The 16,965-nt window shown below is 59.2% G+C and carries 21 protein-coding genes; all 21 read right to left on the reverse strand.

Annotated elements, in window-relative coordinates:
* Positions 1–250: 250 nt before the first annotated feature.
* The 21 genes from ACRC1E_RS06070 to fliJ all read right to left on the reverse strand — a co-directional run bounded on the left by ACRC1E_RS06070 (position 251) and on the right by fliJ (position 16,962).
* Complete coding sequence (locus tag ACRC1E_RS06070; protein ID WP_438514216.1) at positions 251–835, reverse strand: methyltransferase domain-containing protein; 585 nt, start codon at positions 833–835, stop codon at positions 251–253.
* Positions 822–1,232 carry a DUF1289 domain-containing protein gene (locus ACRC1E_RS06075; protein ID WP_438514217.1) on the reverse strand — a complete coding sequence of 137 codons (411 nt, stop codon included), beginning with the start codon at positions 1,230–1,232 and terminating at the stop codon, positions 822–824. The genes ACRC1E_RS06070 and ACRC1E_RS06075 overlap by 14 nt, the downstream gene beginning before the upstream one ends.
* Positions 1,229–3,745: a cation-translocating P-type ATPase gene (locus ACRC1E_RS06080; RefSeq protein WP_438514218.1), complete on the reverse strand. Its 2,517-nt coding sequence runs from the start codon at positions 3,743–3,745 to the stop codon at positions 1,229–1,231. The genes ACRC1E_RS06075 and ACRC1E_RS06080 overlap by 4 nt, the downstream gene beginning before the upstream one ends.
* A gap of 138 nt (positions 3,746–3,883) precedes the next feature.
* Positions 3,884–4,141: an acyl-CoA-binding protein gene (locus ACRC1E_RS06085; protein ID WP_438514219.1), complete on the reverse strand. Its 258-nt coding sequence runs from the start codon at positions 4,139–4,141 to the stop codon at positions 3,884–3,886.
* A gap of 100 nt (positions 4,142–4,241) precedes the next feature.
* Entirely contained in the window at positions 4,242–4,925 is a 684-nt protein-coding gene (locus tag ACRC1E_RS06090) for an energy transducer TonB (protein WP_438514220.1), read from the reverse strand.
* A 9-nt stretch (positions 4,926–4,934) separates the two neighbouring features.
* Positions 4,935–5,696 carry a DsbC family protein gene (locus ACRC1E_RS06095; RefSeq protein ID WP_438514221.1) on the reverse strand — a complete coding sequence of 254 codons (762 nt, stop codon included), beginning with the start codon at positions 5,694–5,696 and terminating at the stop codon, positions 4,935–4,937.
* Between the two features lie 23 nt (positions 5,697–5,719).
* Complete coding sequence (locus tag ACRC1E_RS06100) at positions 5,720–6,874, reverse strand: UbiH/UbiF family hydroxylase (protein ID WP_438514222.1); 1,155 nt, start codon at positions 6,872–6,874, stop codon at positions 5,720–5,722.
* 1 nt (position 6,875) lies between these two features.
* Positions 6,876–8,015: an FAD-dependent monooxygenase gene (locus ACRC1E_RS06105; protein WP_438514223.1), complete on the reverse strand. Its 1,140-nt coding sequence runs from the start codon at positions 8,013–8,015 to the stop codon at positions 6,876–6,878.
* Complete coding sequence (locus ACRC1E_RS06110; protein ID WP_438514224.1) at positions 8,012–9,307, reverse strand: aminopeptidase P N-terminal domain-containing protein; 1,296 nt, start codon at positions 9,305–9,307, stop codon at positions 8,012–8,014. Before ACRC1E_RS06110 ends, ACRC1E_RS06105 begins: the two co-directional genes overlap by 4 nt.
* A 37-nt stretch (positions 9,308–9,344) precedes the next feature.
* Positions 9,345–9,716 carry a VanZ family protein gene (locus ACRC1E_RS06115; RefSeq protein ID WP_438514225.1) on the reverse strand — a complete coding sequence of 124 codons (372 nt, stop codon included), beginning with the start codon at positions 9,714–9,716 and terminating at the stop codon, positions 9,345–9,347.
* A gap of 65 nt (positions 9,717–9,781) precedes the next feature.
* A complete protein-coding gene (locus ACRC1E_RS06120) occupies positions 9,782–10,507 on the reverse strand; it encodes a YebC/PmpR family DNA-binding transcriptional regulator (RefSeq protein ID WP_438514226.1) in 726 nt (241 codons plus the stop codon).
* A gap of 222 nt (positions 10,508–10,729) precedes the next feature.
* Positions 10,730–10,993 carry a helix-turn-helix domain-containing protein gene (locus ACRC1E_RS06125; RefSeq protein WP_438514227.1) on the reverse strand — a complete coding sequence of 88 codons (264 nt, stop codon included), beginning with the start codon at positions 10,991–10,993 and terminating at the stop codon, positions 10,730–10,732.
* Between the two features lie 234 nt (positions 10,994–11,227).
* The gene (fliR, locus tag ACRC1E_RS06130; RefSeq protein WP_438514228.1) at positions 11,228–12,022 is read right to left on the reverse strand and encodes a flagellar biosynthetic protein FliR; all 795 of its coding nucleotides are present in this window, start codon (positions 12,020–12,022) and stop codon (positions 11,228–11,230) included.
* A 6-nt stretch (positions 12,023–12,028) separates the two neighbouring features.
* On the reverse strand, positions 12,029–12,298 hold the full coding sequence (gene fliQ / locus ACRC1E_RS06135) for a flagellar biosynthesis protein FliQ (RefSeq protein WP_438514229.1): 270 nt from the start codon (positions 12,296–12,298) through the stop codon (positions 12,029–12,031).
* Positions 12,299–12,327: 29 nt separating this feature from the next.
* Positions 12,328–13,074 carry a flagellar type III secretion system pore protein FliP gene (gene fliP, locus ACRC1E_RS06140; RefSeq protein WP_438514230.1) on the reverse strand — a complete coding sequence of 249 codons (747 nt, stop codon included), beginning with the start codon at positions 13,072–13,074 and terminating at the stop codon, positions 12,328–12,330.
* Positions 13,071–13,502, reverse strand: a complete 432-nt coding sequence (fliO, locus tag ACRC1E_RS06145) for a flagellar biosynthetic protein FliO (protein WP_438514231.1) — start codon at positions 13,500–13,502, stop codon at positions 13,071–13,073. The genes fliP and fliO overlap by 4 nt, the downstream gene beginning before the upstream one ends.
* The gene (gene fliN, locus ACRC1E_RS06150; protein ID WP_438514232.1) at positions 13,499–13,939 is read right to left on the reverse strand and encodes a flagellar motor switch protein FliN; all 441 of its coding nucleotides are present in this window, start codon (positions 13,937–13,939) and stop codon (positions 13,499–13,501) included. Before fliN ends, fliO begins: the two co-directional genes overlap by 4 nt.
* Positions 13,932–14,942: a flagellar motor switch protein FliM gene (fliM, locus tag ACRC1E_RS06155; protein ID WP_438514233.1), complete on the reverse strand. Its 1,011-nt coding sequence runs from the start codon at positions 14,940–14,942 to the stop codon at positions 13,932–13,934. The genes fliN and fliM overlap by 8 nt, the downstream gene beginning before the upstream one ends.
* A 6-nt stretch (positions 14,943–14,948) precedes the next feature.
* Positions 14,949–15,449, reverse strand: coding sequence for a flagellar basal body-associated FliL family protein (locus tag ACRC1E_RS06160; RefSeq protein ID WP_438514234.1), 501 nt, complete (start codon positions 15,447–15,449; stop codon positions 14,949–14,951).
* Positions 15,450–15,552: 103 nt separating this feature from the next.
* A complete protein-coding gene (locus ACRC1E_RS06165) occupies positions 15,553–16,437 on the reverse strand; it encodes a flagellar hook-length control protein FliK (RefSeq protein WP_438514235.1) in 885 nt (294 codons plus the stop codon).
* 87 nt (positions 16,438–16,524) lie between these two features.
* Complete coding sequence (gene fliJ, locus ACRC1E_RS06170) at positions 16,525–16,962, reverse strand: flagellar export protein FliJ (RefSeq protein WP_438514236.1); 438 nt, start codon at positions 16,960–16,962, stop codon at positions 16,525–16,527.
* Positions 16,963–16,965 lie beyond the last annotated feature (3 nt).

Consider the following 16,965-nt stretch of genomic DNA (forward strand, 5'->3'; position numbering starts at 1 on the left):
TACGAATATCCTCCAGCGCAAAATAGATGTAAGCCACTAGCCCCAACTGAAGCAGGCTGACGAAGAAAAAGCTGCAGAGCTTGCGCCCCAAGGTAAACCAGAATGTGCGTTCAATCTGCCTGTAGAGGCGTCCCCAAAACTGCATATCGTCACCATTATTTTTTATTTATAAATAAAACTTAACAAATTGATTGCATGTAGTCTATACAAAATACTCATAAAGAATATATCTTTATCTGCACTCGTGCCACTATCTGCGCTGCCAGCACATCCACCATTCATGTCCGGAAAAAACTGGCAGACTGTCATCCAGCAGGTACGCATCTAGGCGGACAAAATAGGGCGAAAGCAAGGCCGCTAGCTCATCGCAAGCAATACCAAACGGCGGCCCCTTTAGCGTATCGGTAATAAAAAAGAAGCCCGCCAGCAAGCCGCCAGACGGCAATAAGGCTGCCATGGTTTGTGCATAGGCGGCCCACATCTTGCGCGGCAAGGCACACAGAAAAGCGCGCTCATAGACCCAGTCGTAAGTGTGCGCCCCCCCCAAGGCAAAAAAATCAGCCTGGCGCGCCAATGCCGCCTGCGCACCCAGTACCTTATGTGCCTGTGCCAGCGCGGCAGCGCTAAAATCGATGCCATCCACCACGTAGCCCGCCTCAGCCAGATAAGCCAGCTCATAGCCGCTACCACAACCGGGCACCAGCACCCGCTGACCTACACGCTGCGCGGCCACAAAACCGGCCAATGCCGCAGGGACTTGGCCGGCATCCCACGGCATCACCTGCCCCTGATAGCGGACATCCCAAAAATCCGCCTGACTACTATCCTGCGCCATGATTTTCTCCTTTATCGCGTAGTATTTTGATCAATACCCGCGCCCACTCATAAGCATCCTGCCACCCTCCGGACACAAGCGCGGCCTGAGCCGCCCCCTTGCGCAGCAACATCCCTTGCGGCACACGGCGCAAGGCAAAACACCCGCAGGGCGCACCGGAAAATACGGCCCACTCATGCCCATTCATTTGCTCCAGCGCCAGCGTGCAGCGCAAGGTGCGCGCCAGTTCCAGACAAAAATGCCGTTCCGGCAAGGCCTGCCACACTGCGGCTTTTTCTTCATGCGTGTACGCGCTCCAGCATGCGACCTCGGTGTAACTGCGCGCGCACCCCCGGCAAACATTATCGCCCAGTGCGGTAGAGCAAAGCGCCACGCAAGGGCTATCGCTCCCGCTCATACGTCCCTCCTGCGTAACAATGTTTTGACTGCCTCAAAACCAACAAAACTAGCCAAACCCGGCCCCAAAGCTGCCAGCCATAATCCCAAAGGCGGCGGTGAAAAGCCAAAGGGCTGCGCCAGAAAGGGGATAAAACTGATGGCGGCCAATGCACACAAAGTGGCTGCCAGTACCCAGCGCGTCACCGGACTGACGCCGGCAAATGCACGCCCCCATTGCGGCAAGGCCGAGCGGCTGCTGAATATCAGCACCGCATTGGTCGTCAGTAAGGCGGCAAAGGCCAGTGTGCGCACCTCATCGACCGGAATGGCCTGTGCCAGCAACGCCAGATACAGTCCCAGCACCGGTAGCGTGGCCATCATCCCCAGACACAGGCTGAGCAATATTTGCTGCCGCGACAGCAAAGCCTCCCCCGAATGACGCGGGCCTTGCTGCATCATGCCGGCATCGCCCTTTTCCGCCTCAAACACCACCGAGCAAGCAGGATCGATGACCAGCTCCAGAAAAGCGATATGCAAAGGAGCCAGCAGCAACGGCACCCCCAGCAGTAGCGGCACAATGGACAGGCCGATAATGGGGATATGCACCGCCAGGGTGTAGATCATGGCCTGACGCAAATTGGCAAAAATACGCCGCCCCAGACGTACTGCCGCAACAATGGCACCGAAATCGTCATCCAGTAGCACCAGTGCCGCCGCCTCACGCGCCACATCGGTACCGCGCTTGCCCATGGCGATGCCGATATGGGCCGTTTTGAGCGCCGGCGCATCATTCACTCCATCCCCCGTCATGGCCACAATTTCGCCGCGCGACTGCAAAGCCTCGACCAGCGCCAGCTTTTGCTGTGGCGTCACCCGTGCAAACACATCCACCGAGGCAAGAGCGGCACCCAGCGCCAATGCATCCATACCCTGCAAATCCTTGCCGGTCAGTATCCGTGCCGCGTTCAAGCCCGCCGCCTGCGCAATGGCCCGCGCCGTACGTGGATGGTCACCCGTCATCATCACGATACGGATGCCGGCCTGATGACACTCGGCAACAGCGGCCGGTACTTCGGTGCGCAAAGGATCGGCCAGCGCGATCAGACCAACAAATTCGAAGTCGAAATCATGTTGCCCTGCCGGCCACACCTCACCGGCATAGCGGGCACAGGCAACACCCAGTACGCGCAAGCCGCGATCGGCCAGCAGTGCCGCCTGCGCCATGACCTTGTCTCGGGCCTGCGGCATCAAATGGCACAGGTCGACAATCGCTTCGGGTGATCCCTTGCTCGCGACCGTGTCGGCACGATGCTCTGCGCCTTGCCACAGATGCGACATCGCCATCAACTCGGGCGAGAGCTCATACTCGTGCGCCAGACGCCAATCGGGATGCAGATGCTCGCTCCCGGCCAGACAGTTCTTGGCCAGCGCATGGAACGCACGCTCCATCGGATCATGCGGCTCGGTCTCGCTCGCCAGCACCGCATATTCAAGCAAAGGGTGAAAGGCCTCGGGCAGGCTGGCCAGTGCTGCGCCATCGGCCACCTCCAGCACCTCGTTCCCCGCCACCAGCGCGGCTACCGCCATCCGGTTTTGGGTCAGGGTGCCCGTCTTATCCACGCATAGCACCGTGGCAGCCCCCAGTGCTTCAATAGCCGACAAGCGCCGCGTCAGTACACGGGCAGCGGCCAGGCGCCGTGCACCAAAAGCCAGAAACACGATCATGATCACCGCAAACTCTTGCGGCAGAATACCCATCGCCAGCGTAATGCCGGCCAGCAAGCCTTCCAGATAGGCACCGCGCAAGTAGATGAAGATCACCGTCAACAGGACACACAACCCACCACCTATCAGTGCCAGACGCCGGGTCAGTGCCGCTATTTCATGCTGCAAGGGCGAACGGCTCTTGTTTTCCATCCCCTGCAGCGACTTGCCGATACGGCCAAGCTCGGTCATCTGCCCGGTGGCACAGACTTGCACCAGCGCCTGACCCGAGGTCAGCAAAGTGCCGGCAAAAACCCGCGCCTGAGTGCCTTCGCCGGCTGCGTTTTTAAACACGGCAACCGATTCGCCGGTCAGCAAGGATTCATCCAGCGCCAGTTCGTGTGATTCCAGTACGCATGCGTCTGCCGGCACGCGGTCGCCCTCGGCCAGCATCAGCACATCACCACGCACCACCTCGCGCCCGGCAATGCGTTGTGGCACGCCATCTCGGATCACCAGTGCACGCGGGCTGGACAGGTCGCGCAAGGCCGCCAGTGCGTGCTCGGTGCGGCGCTCCTGCAATACAGTCACGGCAATAATCACGCACACGAAACCCAGCAGGATCAGCGCCTCGTGCGCGTCGCCGGTCAGCAAGTAAATCGCGCCCGCCCCCAATAGCAACAAAAACATAGGCTCGCGGGCGACTTCCAGCACAATGCGCAACACGGTGCGGCGCTGATCGCTAGCCAACTCGTTTGCCCCCTCAGCCTGCAGCAAGGCGGCTGCGCTGGCCGAACTCAAACCCTTGACGGGCGACTGCAGATTCATGGCAAGGCATCACCGTAACAAGGACAGCACCACGATAGCACCCAATGCTCGCGGCTTCGCGCTGCCGGCAATGACATGGGCGACAAAAAACCCGCCAGGCCTGAATGGCGGTGGCGGGGCATTTTATCCTGCGTGTGATCAGGCTTTCAGTTCAGCAACCAGATCGATGTACTTTTGCATGGCTTCGTCGCCAGTGATGCCCTTGAGTTTTTCCCAGGCATCAAATTTGGCACGGGCGATGAAGTCCATCATACCCGGACGCTCGCCAGTGGCATCGCCGCTGCTGGCCTGCTTGAACAAGGCATACAACTGCAACATGGTGGCGTTGTCTGGGCGTTCGGCCAGCGAGGTAACGTCTTGCTGGGCTTGGGTAAACAGGGTCTGCAAATCGGACATGATGTTTCCTCGTAATGTTTGCGGTCGAATCCGACACGCCGTTTATCAATGGCCGCCGCTCTATGGCGAACTCCACGCAATCTTACCCGAATATCCGCGTTTACAGCACCCTATTAATGACAATACGTTTGTAGTGCCGCACAGGCCGCCCGTGCTGCATACCCGGCGCAAAACGGGCCGCAATAAAAGCAGCCCGCGCGATATCGTCCAGTACGCCTGGCGGCTCGGCACGCACCACTTCCACCGCATCGACCTCGCCTTGTTCATTGACGTAAACCTTGATCTCGGCCTCTGCCACGACACCCTGATCCGGCTCCGCTTCATCCGGCTCGGGCAACAGGATTTCTTCCAGCGGCAAAGAAGGTCCATCCAGCAAACGCGCAGGCAGATACACCTCCCACCCCAGAGACTCGGCCTCATCTGCGACCTCAGCCAGAGTACTCACCGGCATGGCCACAGCATCAGGCGCCGAGGTGGCTGCCTCCTCATCCGCCAGTACTACGGGCGCCGTGTTGGCAGCGACGGAATCAGGCTCAGCCATCAGGGGGGCAGGCTCAGGCGATGGCGCAAGCAAGGGAGCGGCTGGCGCTTTGGCGGTGACAACCGACGATGGCGCGGGTGGCAAAGCGGCAACCGCCACCGGGGGGGGGATATTCAGGCGCAAGGGCCCGGGCACAGCAGCAGAGAAAGGTAGACCAGTACGCGCAGGCAGGCACAGCAAAACGGCCAAATGCAGCAGTAGCGACAAGGTCAGCGCCTGCGGCAAGCCAGCCGTTTTCAGCATGATACGCGCTTACTTCTTGGCAGACAGGCGTTTCTCGATCTCTGCTACCGGAATGGCACCCGGCACCAGTTCACCGTTCGGGAAGATCAATGCCGGCGTACCGGAAATGCCGAAGCTTTCGGCTAGTGCGGCAATTTCAGCCAACGGCGTCTCGCAATTACCGGCTTCAGGCAAAGCCTTGCCCTCGCGCATAAAGCCGGCCCAGGCCTTGGCCGGATCCTTGCTGCACCAGATGGCGCGGCTCTTGCGTTCGGCATCCGGATGCAGCTGCGCCAGCGGCATCAGGAAAGTATAAACCGTGACATTATCAAGCTTGGCGATGCTCTCGCGCTCCAGCTGCTTGCAATACGGGCAATCCGGGTCGGAGAACACCACCAGCTGGCGACTGCCATTGCCGCGTACATCCTTGATTGCCTTGTTTAGCGGCAGCTTGCTGACATCGATGCTGACCTTGTTCAGCGCTTCCAGACGCTGCTCGGTCAGGCTATTGCGCTGTTTGGCATCGATCAGATCGCCCACCAACAGGTAATCGGCCTTGGCATCGCTATACACCACGGTGTACACGTCACGCCCACGGTTTTGCCCCTTGATCACCACCTCGAACAGATTATTGACCGGGCTCGCCGCTACGCTGACCACTTCGCGGTCGGGAAAACGCGCCTTGAAGGCTTTTTTTACAGTATCCGGATTATCGCCGGCATTGATGGCAGAGCAGGCCAACAGCGGCGTCAAGAGCGCCACGACAGGCAGTAAGCGAAAAACACGTTTCATTAGATTCAACCTTATTAGCGATATCAGAAGCCGATGGCCCGACGGGCCAATTCCCGCTTGAGCATCGGCAGTTTATTGGTACACGAAAGACCGGCATTACGCAGCCAGGCCAGACCCGGCAAGTCCTGCTGGTGAAACAAAGTAAACAAACCGTCACACGTATGCTGCATGGTACGCACCGCCTCGCGCCGCGAGCGCTCGTAGCGGCGCAAGCTCAACCAGTCGCCGGCGTCCCCCGTCCCGGCAAGCAGGGCGGCCAGTACGGCGGCATCCTGAAAGCCCAGATTGACACCCTGACCGGCCAGCGGATGCACGGTGTGCGCCGCATCACCAACCAGTGCCACCCGTGGCGCAATCACCGCTTCGGGCTGGATCAGGCGCAAGGGAAAAGCCGCAGCCGGCGTCAACAGTTCAAACTTACCCAGCGCGTGACCACCGGCGGCTGCCACCTGTGCACATAGCGCATCGTCCGACAGTACCAACAGCGCATCCGGATCACAACTGGACCACACCATGGAAATACGCTGGCCAGCCATAGGCAGCCAGGCCAGAATACTACTGCCGTCAAACCACTGCCGTGCAATATTACCGTGCGGCCGCTCACAGGCAAAATTGGCGACCACCCCGCTTTGCCCGTAGGGCTTGATGCTGGCCTTGATCGCACACGCTTCGCGCACCCAGGAGTTGGCGCCATCGGCACCGATGACGAGCGCGGCATGACGCCTGCTGCCATCATCCAGCTGCAACACCGCCTCGAACGCGTCCGTCTCCAGCGCCAGCGGTCGCACTCCCGATATTACCTCGACACCGGCGGCGGACAGTTCGCGCCATAGTGCTGCCAGCAGCCAGCGGTTTTCTGCTATCCAAGCCAGCGCCCCGGCACCGGCATCTGCCGCACTAAAGGCAATCTGCCCCCCTTCGTCACCGCGCACATCCATCGCCGCAATCGTGCCCACCCGCGTCATATCCGGCCAGGCATCCAGGCCGGCCAGAAAAGCACGGTTGGCGGGACTGACCGCATAGATGCGCGCATCCCAGCCCTGCTCCAGACCCGTAAAATCCGGCAGCCGTCCTTCGATCAGCGCAACGCGCCGTCCGGCGCGTGCCAGCGCCAAGGCCGTCGCCGCGCCCACCAGGCCGCCACCGACAACAATGACATCATCGCGTTGTCCGTTCATTTCATACTCCGAAAACCAGATAACCGGCAAAACGCCGGCGCAGGGGCGGTACGGCATCCAAGAGGGTCATGCCCGCACCGCGCACGGCACCGGTCAATGCTGCCGAACCGTCAAACAACCGGATCAGGCCGTGGGTAAAACCGACCACACTGTGGCTGTCGCGCTTACGGCTTTTGGCATAAGCCGCCAAAAGCTGGGCATCCCCGGGGTCGGCCGCATCGGACAGGATCTCGGCCAATTGCGCCGCATCACGCAAACCCAGATTCAAGCCCTGCGCCGCTACCGGGTGCATGGTCTGTGCGGCATTACCTATCATCACCACGCGGCCGCTCACTACACGGTTGAGCTGGCGCAGCGCCAGCGGAAATACCGTGCGCTCGCCCACTGCCGTCACCCGCCCCAGCCGCTCGCCCAACGCCTGCTGCAACTCGGCCGCCAACTGTTCCGGAGCCTCGGCCTGCAGCCGTAGCGCATCTTCGCTCGTGCGCGTCCACACCAGCATTGTACCTCCGGCATGTGGCAGCAGCGCCAAGGGCCCCGCGTCGGCAAAGCGCTCGAAAGCGACACCGGCCGGCGCTTCTTCAAAATCCACCTGCGCCAGCAGTGCACTTTGCGCATAGTCATGCACATGACGGCGGATACCGGGCAAGCCTGCCGCCAGTGCGCCGCCATCGGCCAGCACCACCAGCCGCGCACTCAGCATTTCGCCATTTTCCAGCGTCACGGCCGCGTAACGGGCCAGACTATTGACCAGGCACACCCGCGAGCCCCACTTCACCATCACGCCGGCCTTGGCCAGCACATCCACCAGTGCCTTATTGAGAGCCGGATAGTCGACGACCACCCCCAGATGCGGCAAACCCAGATCACGATGGCTGATTTTGGTACGCCCCATCCGGCCCTGCTGCGACACATGCACGGTGTCGATAACAGAAGCCGGCACCGAATCAGGAAAAGCACCGACATCGGCCAGCAGTGCGCGACTGGCCCACGACAAGGCCAGCGCACGCGCATCGCGCACCGGTGCATCCTGGGCACGCGCTTCAATCATCAGGACACGCACACCTGTACGCGCCAGACGCAGTGCCGCCAACGCACCAACCGGCCCCGCGCCCACCACGATCACATCGGCGTGACTCATAAACGCTCCATCAGTGTTTCGATCTCGACGATATGCTTGGGCACGCTATCGGTGTACACCTCATGCCCCTTGGCGGTTACCAGCACATCATCCTCGATACGGATACCGATATTGTGCAGTGCCGCCGGAATATCGTCGGCAGCACGGATATACAGGCCGGGCTCGACTGTGGTGCACATGCCGGCCTCGAAAGCCCGCCACTGGCCATTTTGTTTACGCGCCCCCACATCATGGACATCCAGTCCGATAAAGTGGCCGATGCCATGCATGTAAAAACGGCGATAGGCACCGGACTCGATCACGCCTTCCACACTGCCGGCGAGCAGACCCAGATCAATCAAGCCTTGCGACAACACCGCCAGCGCCGCATCCCCCGGCACATTCAGGCACACGCCGGGCTTGATGACGGCAATCGCCGCCAGCTGCGCTGCCAGTACGATTTCGTACACATCGCGCTGCGCCGCGCTAAAGCGGCCATTGACCGGAAAGGTGCGGGTGATATCGCCGGCGTAAGCGGAAAACTCGCAACCGGCATCGATCAGCAGCAAGTCGCCATCATTCAAACGGCTGTGATTGCCGACATAGTGCAAGGTGCAGGCATTGGCCCCACCGGCGACGATGCTCTCGTAAGCAGGCTGGCGGGCACCATGGCGACAGAAACCGGCCAGTAGCTCGGCCTCGACCTGATACTCATAGAGTCCGGGACGCGTCGCCCGCATCGCAGCAATATGGGCATCCGCCGAAATGCGCCCGGCACGGCGCAAGGTGGCGATTTCGACCTCATCCTTGATTAGACGCATTTCGTCCAGCAAGGCCAGTACATCGCCAAAATGCACCGGCGCGGCTTCGCCGCTACGGTCTCGCGCACGCAGCACATCCAGCCACGACGCAACCCTTCCATCAAACGCCGCCTGCCGGCCAAGCGGCCAATACAGCGCAGCCTGCCCGGACAGGATGTCGGGCAGGCGCTGGTCCAGTTCGGCTATCGGGTAGGCCTCATCGAAACCGAAGAGTTCGCGCGCATCATCCGGCCCGTAGCGGTGGCCATTCCAGATCTCGTTTGCCTCATCCTTGGGACGGCAAAACAGGATAGTCCGCCCGGCACGCGCATCCAGTACCAGCACGGATTCGGGCTCGGCAAAGCCGGTCAGGTACAAAAAATGGCTGTCCGGGCGATACGGGTAGGGATTATCGGCATTGCGCAGCACTTCGGGGGCCGTCGGCAGGACGGCAACGCCACCGTCCAGCTGCGCCATCAGGCGCTCGCGCCGGTGTAGTTGATGTGAATACATGAGGCTCCCTGCGAATCAATTCAGGATGGTGCGCGCTTCAGGCACCGGAAGATGACGAAAGTGTACACTGCAGCTGGCGTGCCGCCCATAGCGCACAAGCCGCCCCCAGCATATCGGCCAGCGCGTCGGCAAGCTCGGGGCTACGATCCGCTGTCAGCATGCCTTGCAGGGTTTCCGACAATACTGCCCATAGCGCCAGCATCAATAGTAGCCGTGGCCAGGGCTGCTGCGGCAAGGCAAGGGTCAACAAGACAGACTGTACGGCAAACAGCCCGAAGTGACCGATCTTGTCGAAATACGGAATCAACGCAGGCTCGGTACTGGCCGGTTTGAGCAGCATATAAAGACTGAAGCCCCACCACAGCAGGGCCAATAGCGCAAACCAGTGCGTCATGCGGGGTTTGAACATTGTGTTTCCCGGATAAAGACAAGGCTTGCCGATGGCAAGCCTTGTCTTGTAAAGCGGCGGAAGAATTAGTCTTCCAGCTCGGCCGAGGTATAAACCTCTTGTACGTCATCCAGATCTTCCAGCGCATCCAGCAGCTTTTGCATGCGGATCGCCTCATCACCGGCAAGTACGGTCTCGTTTTGCGGGCGCATGGTCACTTCGCCCATCTCGGACTTGAAACCCTTGTCCAGCAGCGCAGCCTGGATATCGGAGAATTCGTAAGGCGCGGTAATCACCTCGATCGAACCATCCCCGTTGCTGACTACATCGTCGGCACCGGCCTCCAGCGCAGCTTCCATCAGCGCGTCCTCATCGGTACCCGGCGCAAACAGCATGTAGCCGCAGTGGGTAAACTGGAAGGCCACGCAACCATCGGTGCCCATATTGCCGCCATACTTGGAGAAGGCATGGCGCACATCGGCCACGGTACGAGTCTTGTTGTCGGTCAGGCAATCAACCATCACCGCCGCCCCGCCGATGCCGTAGCCTTCGTAGCGGCACTCTTCGTAGTTCACACCGTCCAGCGAACCAGTACCGCGCTTGATGGCATTCTCGATATTATCCTTGGGCATGGACTCGGCCTTGGCCTTTTCCACTGCCAGACGCAGGCGCGGGTTGGTTGCCAGATCACCGCCGCCCATCTTGGCGGCAACAGTGATTTCCTTGATCAGGCGGGTAAAAATCTTGCCGCGCCTTGCATCCTGACGCCCTTTGCGGTGCTGGATGTTTGCCCATTTACTGTGACCTGCCATAGTTGCCTCTGCATGCGTAAACGAAGGCTTGCGCCTTCGTTGTGATAACAAAAATCCTGTAGACGACGGATTCTAGCAAAAAGCAGTACGGCTGTCGGCAAGGGGCGATTTGTCACGAACTGCAACTTCGGCTCTCAAGTCGCCGAAGTTGCAATTGCAGGCGGCCAACTCACGACCGCTTTACGTGGCTGGCCATGCCAGAATCGCTGACCTGTAACCGGATTAGTATGCCGTCCAGCCACCATCCGTTGCATAAAGTCCACCCGTGAGTCGGGCAACGCCCTTATCCAGCAGACGCTGTTGATACTTCTGCTGAGCCTCGGTGGCCCGATAAGTGCCCCGCGCATTGCGGTTACGCCGCAACTCGCGGCTGATGACGCTTTTGCAGCGTTGGATCCTTCTGCCAATAGCGGTCGGGCCACAACCTTCACCCGCTAATAGTTGAATCTGGTATCGTTCACCTCCGGTGAGGTGGTGGTAACTCATTCTTCGTGCTCCAGGCTGGCCGGCCAAAAGTCGGAGAAATTACCTCATCTCACCGCCCTCTGTATACCGGTCGTCCTGTTGCACTTACTCCCTGAATCCGCCTGCCTTTTGTTGCGGATATCGAAAGGCGATGCGGCCTCAGCCGGAGCAGGCATGGCCGGCTTTAGCCGAAACAACAACATAAAGTGAGGTCGCAACGGCTTTGACAAACGCCAAAAGCTGCGAACACCGATGTTAGGGTGCAGGCAGCTTAAAGAGGATAGCGCGCACGAATTCGAACGATTCGCGGTAAACGGTTTCGAGCGCCGGCACCATCAAGGGCACAGCCAGATACAGCGCAACAAAACCTATCATCAATGTCAGCGGAAAGCCGAAGGCAAAAATATTGAATTGTGGCGCCGCGCGCGTCATTACGCCGATAGCAAGGTTGGTCACCAATAATGCAGCGACCACCGGCAAGGATAGCCATAGACCCCAGCTGAAAATGTGTCCGCCCCAATTGGCCAGCGCCTGCAGGCTGTCGGCCGGCACCGATACGCCAACCGGTAGCGTGGAGAAGCTGTCCAGCAGCACCGACAACACGATCTGCGGACCATTAAAAGCAAGATATAGCAAGGTCACAAACATCGACAGCAGGCGGGACAAGGCCGGCACCGAGGCCGAGTGCTGCGGATCGAAGAACATGGCAAAACCCAGCCCCATCTGCGCACTGGCGATCATGCCAGCCATTTCCACCACTGTCATGACCAACCGCATGACAAAACCTATCATGATGCCGATCAGTAGTTGGTTGAGCAAAATGGCAACACCAGCCGCAGACACCAGCGGCACCTCGGGCATGGGCGGCAATAAAGGCGCGACCACCACCGTTAACATCAGGGCAAAGCCGCCTTTGAAGCGGCGCGGAATACTGCGCGACGAGAAGATGGGCTCGGCCAGCATCATCCCCAGAATTCGCGCAAATGGCCAGACAAAGAAGCTGACCAAGGCATTGATCTCTACATCGGAAATAAGCAGACTGGCAGCCATATAGCCTTAACCGATCGCGCCGGGAATGCTCTGATAAAGCCGGATCGTAAAGTCCATCATGGTATTCAGCATCCACGGACCGGCCAGCAGCAGCACCAAAAACAGCGCCATCAGCTTGGGAATAAAGGTCAGGGTCATTTCATTGATCTGGGTCGCTGCCTGCAGGATGCTGACCAGCAAACCGACCAGCAAAGAGACGCCCAGCACCGGCGCGGCAACGAGGATCAGGGTGTACAGCGCCTGCTGCACCATATTAATGACGAGTTCCGGACTCATGACTTCTTCCTCATGGATGGGTGCCTGCCTCAGGCTCGGGCGAAGCTTTGCACCAGCGAGCCCAGCACCAGCGTCCAGCCATCAACCAGCACGAACAGCATGATCTTGAACGGCAGTGAAATAATCACCGGCGACACCATCATCATCCCCATCGCCATCAGAATACTGGCAACGACCAGATCGATAATCAGGAAGGGAATGAAAATCATGAAACCGATCTGGAACGCGGTTTTCAGTTCGCTGATCACGAAAGCGGGCACCAGCGTCTTGATCGAGACATCAGCCCGGGTTGCCGGCGCGGGCGAACGCGACACCTCGATAAAGAAGGCCAAATCCTTTTCACGCGTCTGCGACAGCATAAAGGCTTTCATCGGCCCTGCTGCCTCGTCCGCAGCCTGCATCATGGTGATCTTGTCATCCGAAAACGGCACCCATGCCTTCTGATAGACCTGATCCAGCGTCGGCCCCATGATAAACAGGGTCAGGAACAAGGACAGCCCCACAATCACCTGATTGGGCGGCGACTGCATGGTGCCCAGCGCCTGCCTTAGCAGTGACAGCACGATAATGATGCGGGTAAACGAAGTCATCATCAGCACCATGGCCGGAATGAATGACAGACCAGTCATGAACAGCAGCATCTGCAGGGAGAGTGAATAGCTCTGACTGCCGCCGGGGCCGGGCGCGCTGTTCATCATCGGCAAGCCGGCGGCATTGGCCAGCAGCGGAAAAGCCAGCATCACGGCAGGCAACAGCAGGTATAACCGTCTTTTCATGATGCCTTCGACTTGGCAAGTACGCGTTGGAACAAGCGGGAAAAATTCTCAGGCAAGGGGGACTGCGGCGGCAATTCGCCACCTTCTGGCTTGTCACGACGCGACAGCAGGTTCACGCTATGCGCGGTGACGCCCAGCACCAGCCACTCGTTGCCGGACTCGACGATCACCACCCGCTCCTTCTGCCCGACCATGACCCCGCCCACCACGCGCAGATCGCGACTCCCCCCTAGCGCCCCGCCACCGATGCGGCGCACCAGATAGGCACAGCCAACAATAGCGCCTAATACCAGCAGCAGCGCCAGTACCACCTGCACTAGGCTCATAAAAGCCGAAGGTGCGGGGTTGGCAGCAACAGCCGGCGCACTGGCCGCCAGTACCGGGCCCGCCACGATAGCAAACAGCACTAACACGGACTTTGCTCTCATTTTTGCAGACGCCGGATACGCTCAACCGGCGTGATGATGTCGGTCAGACGGATACCGAACTTGTCGTTGACCACCACCACCTCGCCTTGCGCAATCAGGCAGCCGTTGACCAGTACATCCATGGGTTCACCGGCCATACCATCCAGTTCGACGATGGAGCCCTGCGCCAATTGCAGCAGATTGCGGATCGCAATCTTGGTGCGCCCCAGCTCTACCGTCAGTTGCACCGGAATATCCAGAATCATGTCCAGATTCTGCGAGATGGCCCCACCGGCAGGCGCAGTACTACCCAACTCCTGAAACAAGCCGGAAGCTGCGTGTACCTGCGGCTGGGTGGCATCGACTTGCGGGGTCTGTTCGGCCTGCTCGGCCAGTGCGGCAGCCCAATCATCCATCACATCATCCGCTGCGCCCTGGGCACCTATTTCTTCAGCCATGTCGACCTTCTCCCGAATCCGTTTCGCCAAGGTCATGCGCCCCGGCCAGTATTTTCTCGACACTCAGGGCATACTTGCCCTCAACCGTGCCGTACTTGCATTCCAGCACCGGAATACCGGCTACATCAGCCACCACATACTCAGGTATTTCCAGCGTAATGACATCGCCTTCCTTCAGGTTCAGCACCTGTCCCAGCGTCACCTGGGTGTGCGCCAGCTCTGCCACCAGTTCAAGCTCGGCCGCCTGAACCTGCCGCGACATCAGGCTGACCCAGCGGTTATCCACTTCGGTACGGTCCGCCTGCATGGTACTGGAAAGTAAATCGCGGATAGGCTCAACCATGGAGTAAGGCAGGCAGACATGAAAATCCCCGCCGCCGGCACCCAGTTCGATATGAAAAGACATCGCCACCACCACCTCGGTTGGCGTGGCAATATTGGCAAACTGGGTATTCATCTCGCTTCTAAGGTAGGTGAACTCCAGCGGATACACCGGCTCCCATGCCTTCTGGTACTCGGCAAAGACCACATCTAGCAGGCGCTGGATAATGCGCTGCTCGGTCGGGGTAAAATCCCGCCCCTCAACCCGGACATGAAAACGCCCATCGCTGCCAAACAGGTTATCGACCACCAAAAACACCAGATCCGGATCAAAAATCAGCAATCCGGTGCCGCGCAAGGGTTTGACGTGCACCAGATTGAGGTTGGTCGGTACCACCAGATTACGGATGAACTCGCTGTATTTTTGCACCCTGACCGGCCCTACCGAGATTTCGGCATTGCGGCGGATGAAGTTGAACAGGCCGATGCGCAAATTGCGGGCAAAGCGCTCGTTGATGATCTCGAGCGTGGGCATGCGCCCGCGTACGATACGCTCCTGCCGGCCGATGTCGTAGCCGCGCACACCGTCGGCATCGCCACTATCGCCATCATCTTCCGCGTCCCCGGTCACCCCGCGCAGCAGGGCATCGACCTCTTCCTGGGACAGGATATCGTCAGCCATCTGCGCTTACTGGTTCTGGATGATAAAGGAAGTAAACACCACGCTATCTACGGGCTCCTGCCCCGGCAGATCGATGGATTCATTCATGATTTTCTTGACCTGGGCCTTGAGCCTGACCTTGCCATCGGCAGATGCCAGCTCATCGGCCGACTTGGATGACAGCAGCAGTATCAAGCCGCTACGAATTTTTGGCATGTATTCAAGCAGTGTCTTTTTGGCTTCCGCATCAATCAATTGCGCCTGCATTTCTACTTGCAGCAAGGCGCCGGTATTCCCGGCCAGATTGACGACGAAAGTATCCATTTTTTCAAAAATGGGCGGACCTTCCGGCTTTTTCTTGGCAGGCTGACTCGTCTGCGTACCATTTCCCGATGCCGCATCCTTGGACAGATAGAGATAAGCGCCCAGGCCGCCAACTGCAACAATCAGGATGATCAGCAGCACGATCACGATCAGCATCAACTTGCTGCCACCGCCCCCTGCCACTTTTTTCTTTTCTTCTGCCATTAATATATGTCTTCCGTGCCGCTATCGATAAGCGAGTATTTTGATTTCGCCTTATTGTCCCAGAAATAGCAGCCGAGTGACCAGTTCGTACTTAAAGAATTTATCAGGCGCGGATGCTGAGTCCGGCGTCACTAGCGTCATCAGACAGACTACCCACAGAAACAACGACCTCCTCATCACCCAAGTCCGGGTGACGACGTGCCTGCTGCTGCTCTTGCTGCTGCTGACGCCCACCATACGACACTTGAGCATCGGTCAGTTGCACGCCGCTTTCGGCCAGCATCGAAGCCAGCCGCGACAGGTTCTGTTCAAGCGCATCGCGCGCCTGCGGCGTCGCCGCCACAAAACTGATCTGCGCCTGATCCTGACTCATTTTCAGCGAAACTTCGATCGGCCCCAGATGGGCAGGATTTAGCTTGATGGTCGCGCCTTCAGCCTTCATCTGGATCAGACCGGCCACCTGCCCGCTCAATTCCTCCCCCCACGCCTTGCCCGATGCCAAAGGCGTATTAACCGCCAACGATATCTGCGGGCTAGCCTGTCCGGCGTCAGCAGCGCGCACAGTCTGCGCCACCAGACTGCCGTCCGGCAAAAACTGCAGCAATTGCCGCTCCTCATGCGGCAACTTCTTGCCGCCTGCCACCTGAGTGGCTGCCAGCATTTCCTGGGTCAAGTCCAGCACTTCATCCACCCCGCCTGCCGCCGTTGAATCCGGCACTTGCGGGCTCACCGCATGCACGGGCAATGCCGCAGGTGCTGCGCCATATAAAAATAGTGCCACGTCGGCCTGCTCACCCTTCTGTGGCTTCAGCGGTTTGCTATCAGGATCGATACCCTCCAGCACGGGCTTGGCCGCTAGTTTGGTCCCCATCTGCAGGCCCAGCAAGCTGGCAAACAAATCGGCAGGCGCCGCAACTTCACCCGCAGAGGGCAAAGAAAAAGCGGACTGGCGGCCAGGCGCTTGCAGCGCCAAGGGATTGATAGTCATCGGGTGACCTCGAAAGAAAAAACGGGCATATTGATTTTTAAAGCAAAATATGTGCCACTCAAGCAAAACTAAAACGGCGAGCCATATTTAACGCACGTTCTGTTCGCGGTACTTGCGCATGGCAAACTCGTCCACCAGCTTTTGCTCCTGCTTGCGCGCCTTCAACGCCAGCTTGGCCGCTTCACGCTCAAGCAAAACCTGATAGGCCTTGAGCTTTTTGCGCTCGGCAAGCCAGGCTTCGCGCGCGAGTAAATAACGCTGCACCGCACGATCGACTTCGCGCTGTTGCGTTTCGCGCGCCCCATCCAGCTTGGCCAGAAAAGCACGAAAATCCAGCCACTGCTCGACCCCCATGCCGGATCCGCCCTGCACCAGCAAGCGGGCACGGTAATCACCGATAAAACCGTCAAGCTGTGCCAGACGCGCTTGCTGCCCTTCTTGTTGTTGCTGCGCGGCACGCATGGCATCAGCCGCCGCATCGACCGTCTGTGTTGCCAGACGTACCAGCAGTTCAAACTGGCTCATGGC

It is taken from the genome of Craterilacuibacter sp., assembly GCF_051659485.1.
In the GTDB taxonomy this organism is placed as follows: Bacteria; Pseudomonadota; Gammaproteobacteria; order Burkholderiales; family Chromobacteriaceae; genus Craterilacuibacter.

Excerpts from the sequence above, each read along its gene's own strand:
- fliJ (WP_438514236.1), bottom strand. The coding sequence starts at position 16,962 with ATGAGCCAGTTTGAACTGCTGGTACGTCTGGCAACACAGACGGTCGAT.
- ACRC1E_RS06085 (WP_438514219.1), bottom strand. The coding sequence starts at position 4,141 with ATGTCCGATTTGCAGACCCTGTTTACCCAAGCCCAGCAAGACGTTACC.
- ACRC1E_RS06095 (WP_438514221.1), bottom strand. The coding sequence starts at position 5,696 with ATGAAACGTGTTTTTCGCTTACTGCCTGTCGTGGCGCTCTTGACGCCG.
- ACRC1E_RS06165 (WP_438514235.1), bottom strand. The coding sequence starts at position 16,437 with ATGACTATCAATCCCTTGGCGCTGCAAGCGCCTGGCCGCCAGTCCGCT.
- ACRC1E_RS06120 (WP_438514226.1), bottom strand. The coding sequence starts at position 10,507 with ATGGCAGGTCACAGTAAATGGGCAAACATCCAGCACCGCAAAGGGCGT.
- ACRC1E_RS06075 (WP_438514217.1), bottom strand. The coding sequence starts at position 1,232 with ATGAGCGGGAGCGATAGCCCTTGCGTGGCGCTTTGCTCTACCGCACTG.
- ACRC1E_RS06160 (WP_438514234.1), bottom strand. The coding sequence starts at position 15,449 with ATGGCAGAAGAAAAGAAAAAAGTGGCAGGGGGCGGTGGCAGCAAGTTG.
- ACRC1E_RS06100 (WP_438514222.1), bottom strand. The coding sequence starts at position 6,874 with ATGAACGGACAACGCGATGATGTCATTGTTGTCGGTGGCGGCCTGGTG.
- ACRC1E_RS06105 (WP_438514223.1), bottom strand. The coding sequence starts at position 8,015 with ATGAGTCACGCCGATGTGATCGTGGTGGGCGCGGGGCCGGTTGGTGCG.
- fliN (WP_438514232.1), bottom strand. The coding sequence starts at position 13,939 with ATGGCTGAAGAAATAGGTGCCCAGGGCGCAGCGGATGATGTGATGGAT.
- fliO (WP_438514231.1), bottom strand. The coding sequence starts at position 13,502 with ATGAGAGCAAAGTCCGTGTTAGTGCTGTTTGCTATCGTGGCGGGCCCG.
- ACRC1E_RS06090 (WP_438514220.1), bottom strand. The coding sequence starts at position 4,925 with ATGCTGAAAACGGCTGGCTTGCCGCAGGCGCTGACCTTGTCGCTACTG.
- fliP (WP_438514230.1), bottom strand. The coding sequence starts at position 13,074 with ATGAAAAGACGGTTATACCTGCTGTTGCCTGCCGTGATGCTGGCTTTT.
- ACRC1E_RS06125 (WP_438514227.1), bottom strand. The coding sequence starts at position 10,993 with ATGAGTTACCACCACCTCACCGGAGGTGAACGATACCAGATTCAACTA.
- ACRC1E_RS06115 (WP_438514225.1), bottom strand. The coding sequence starts at position 9,716 with ATGTTCAAACCCCGCATGACGCACTGGTTTGCGCTATTGGCCCTGCTG.
- fliM (WP_438514233.1), bottom strand. The coding sequence starts at position 14,942 with ATGGCTGACGATATCCTGTCCCAGGAAGAGGTCGATGCCCTGCTGCGC.
- fliR (WP_438514228.1), bottom strand. The coding sequence starts at position 12,022 with ATGGCTGCCAGTCTGCTTATTTCCGATGTAGAGATCAATGCCTTGGTC.
- fliQ (WP_438514229.1), bottom strand. The coding sequence starts at position 12,298 with ATGAGTCCGGAACTCGTCATTAATATGGTGCAGCAGGCGCTGTACACC.
- ACRC1E_RS06110 (WP_438514224.1), bottom strand. The coding sequence starts at position 9,307 with ATGTATTCACATCAACTACACCGGCGCGAGCGCCTGATGGCGCAGCTG.
- ACRC1E_RS06070 (WP_438514216.1), bottom strand. The coding sequence starts at position 835 with ATGGCGCAGGATAGTAGTCAGGCGGATTTTTGGGATGTCCGCTATCAG.
- ACRC1E_RS06080 (WP_438514218.1), bottom strand. The coding sequence starts at position 3,745 with ATGAATCTGCAGTCGCCCGTCAAGGGTTTGAGTTCGGCCAGCGCAGCC.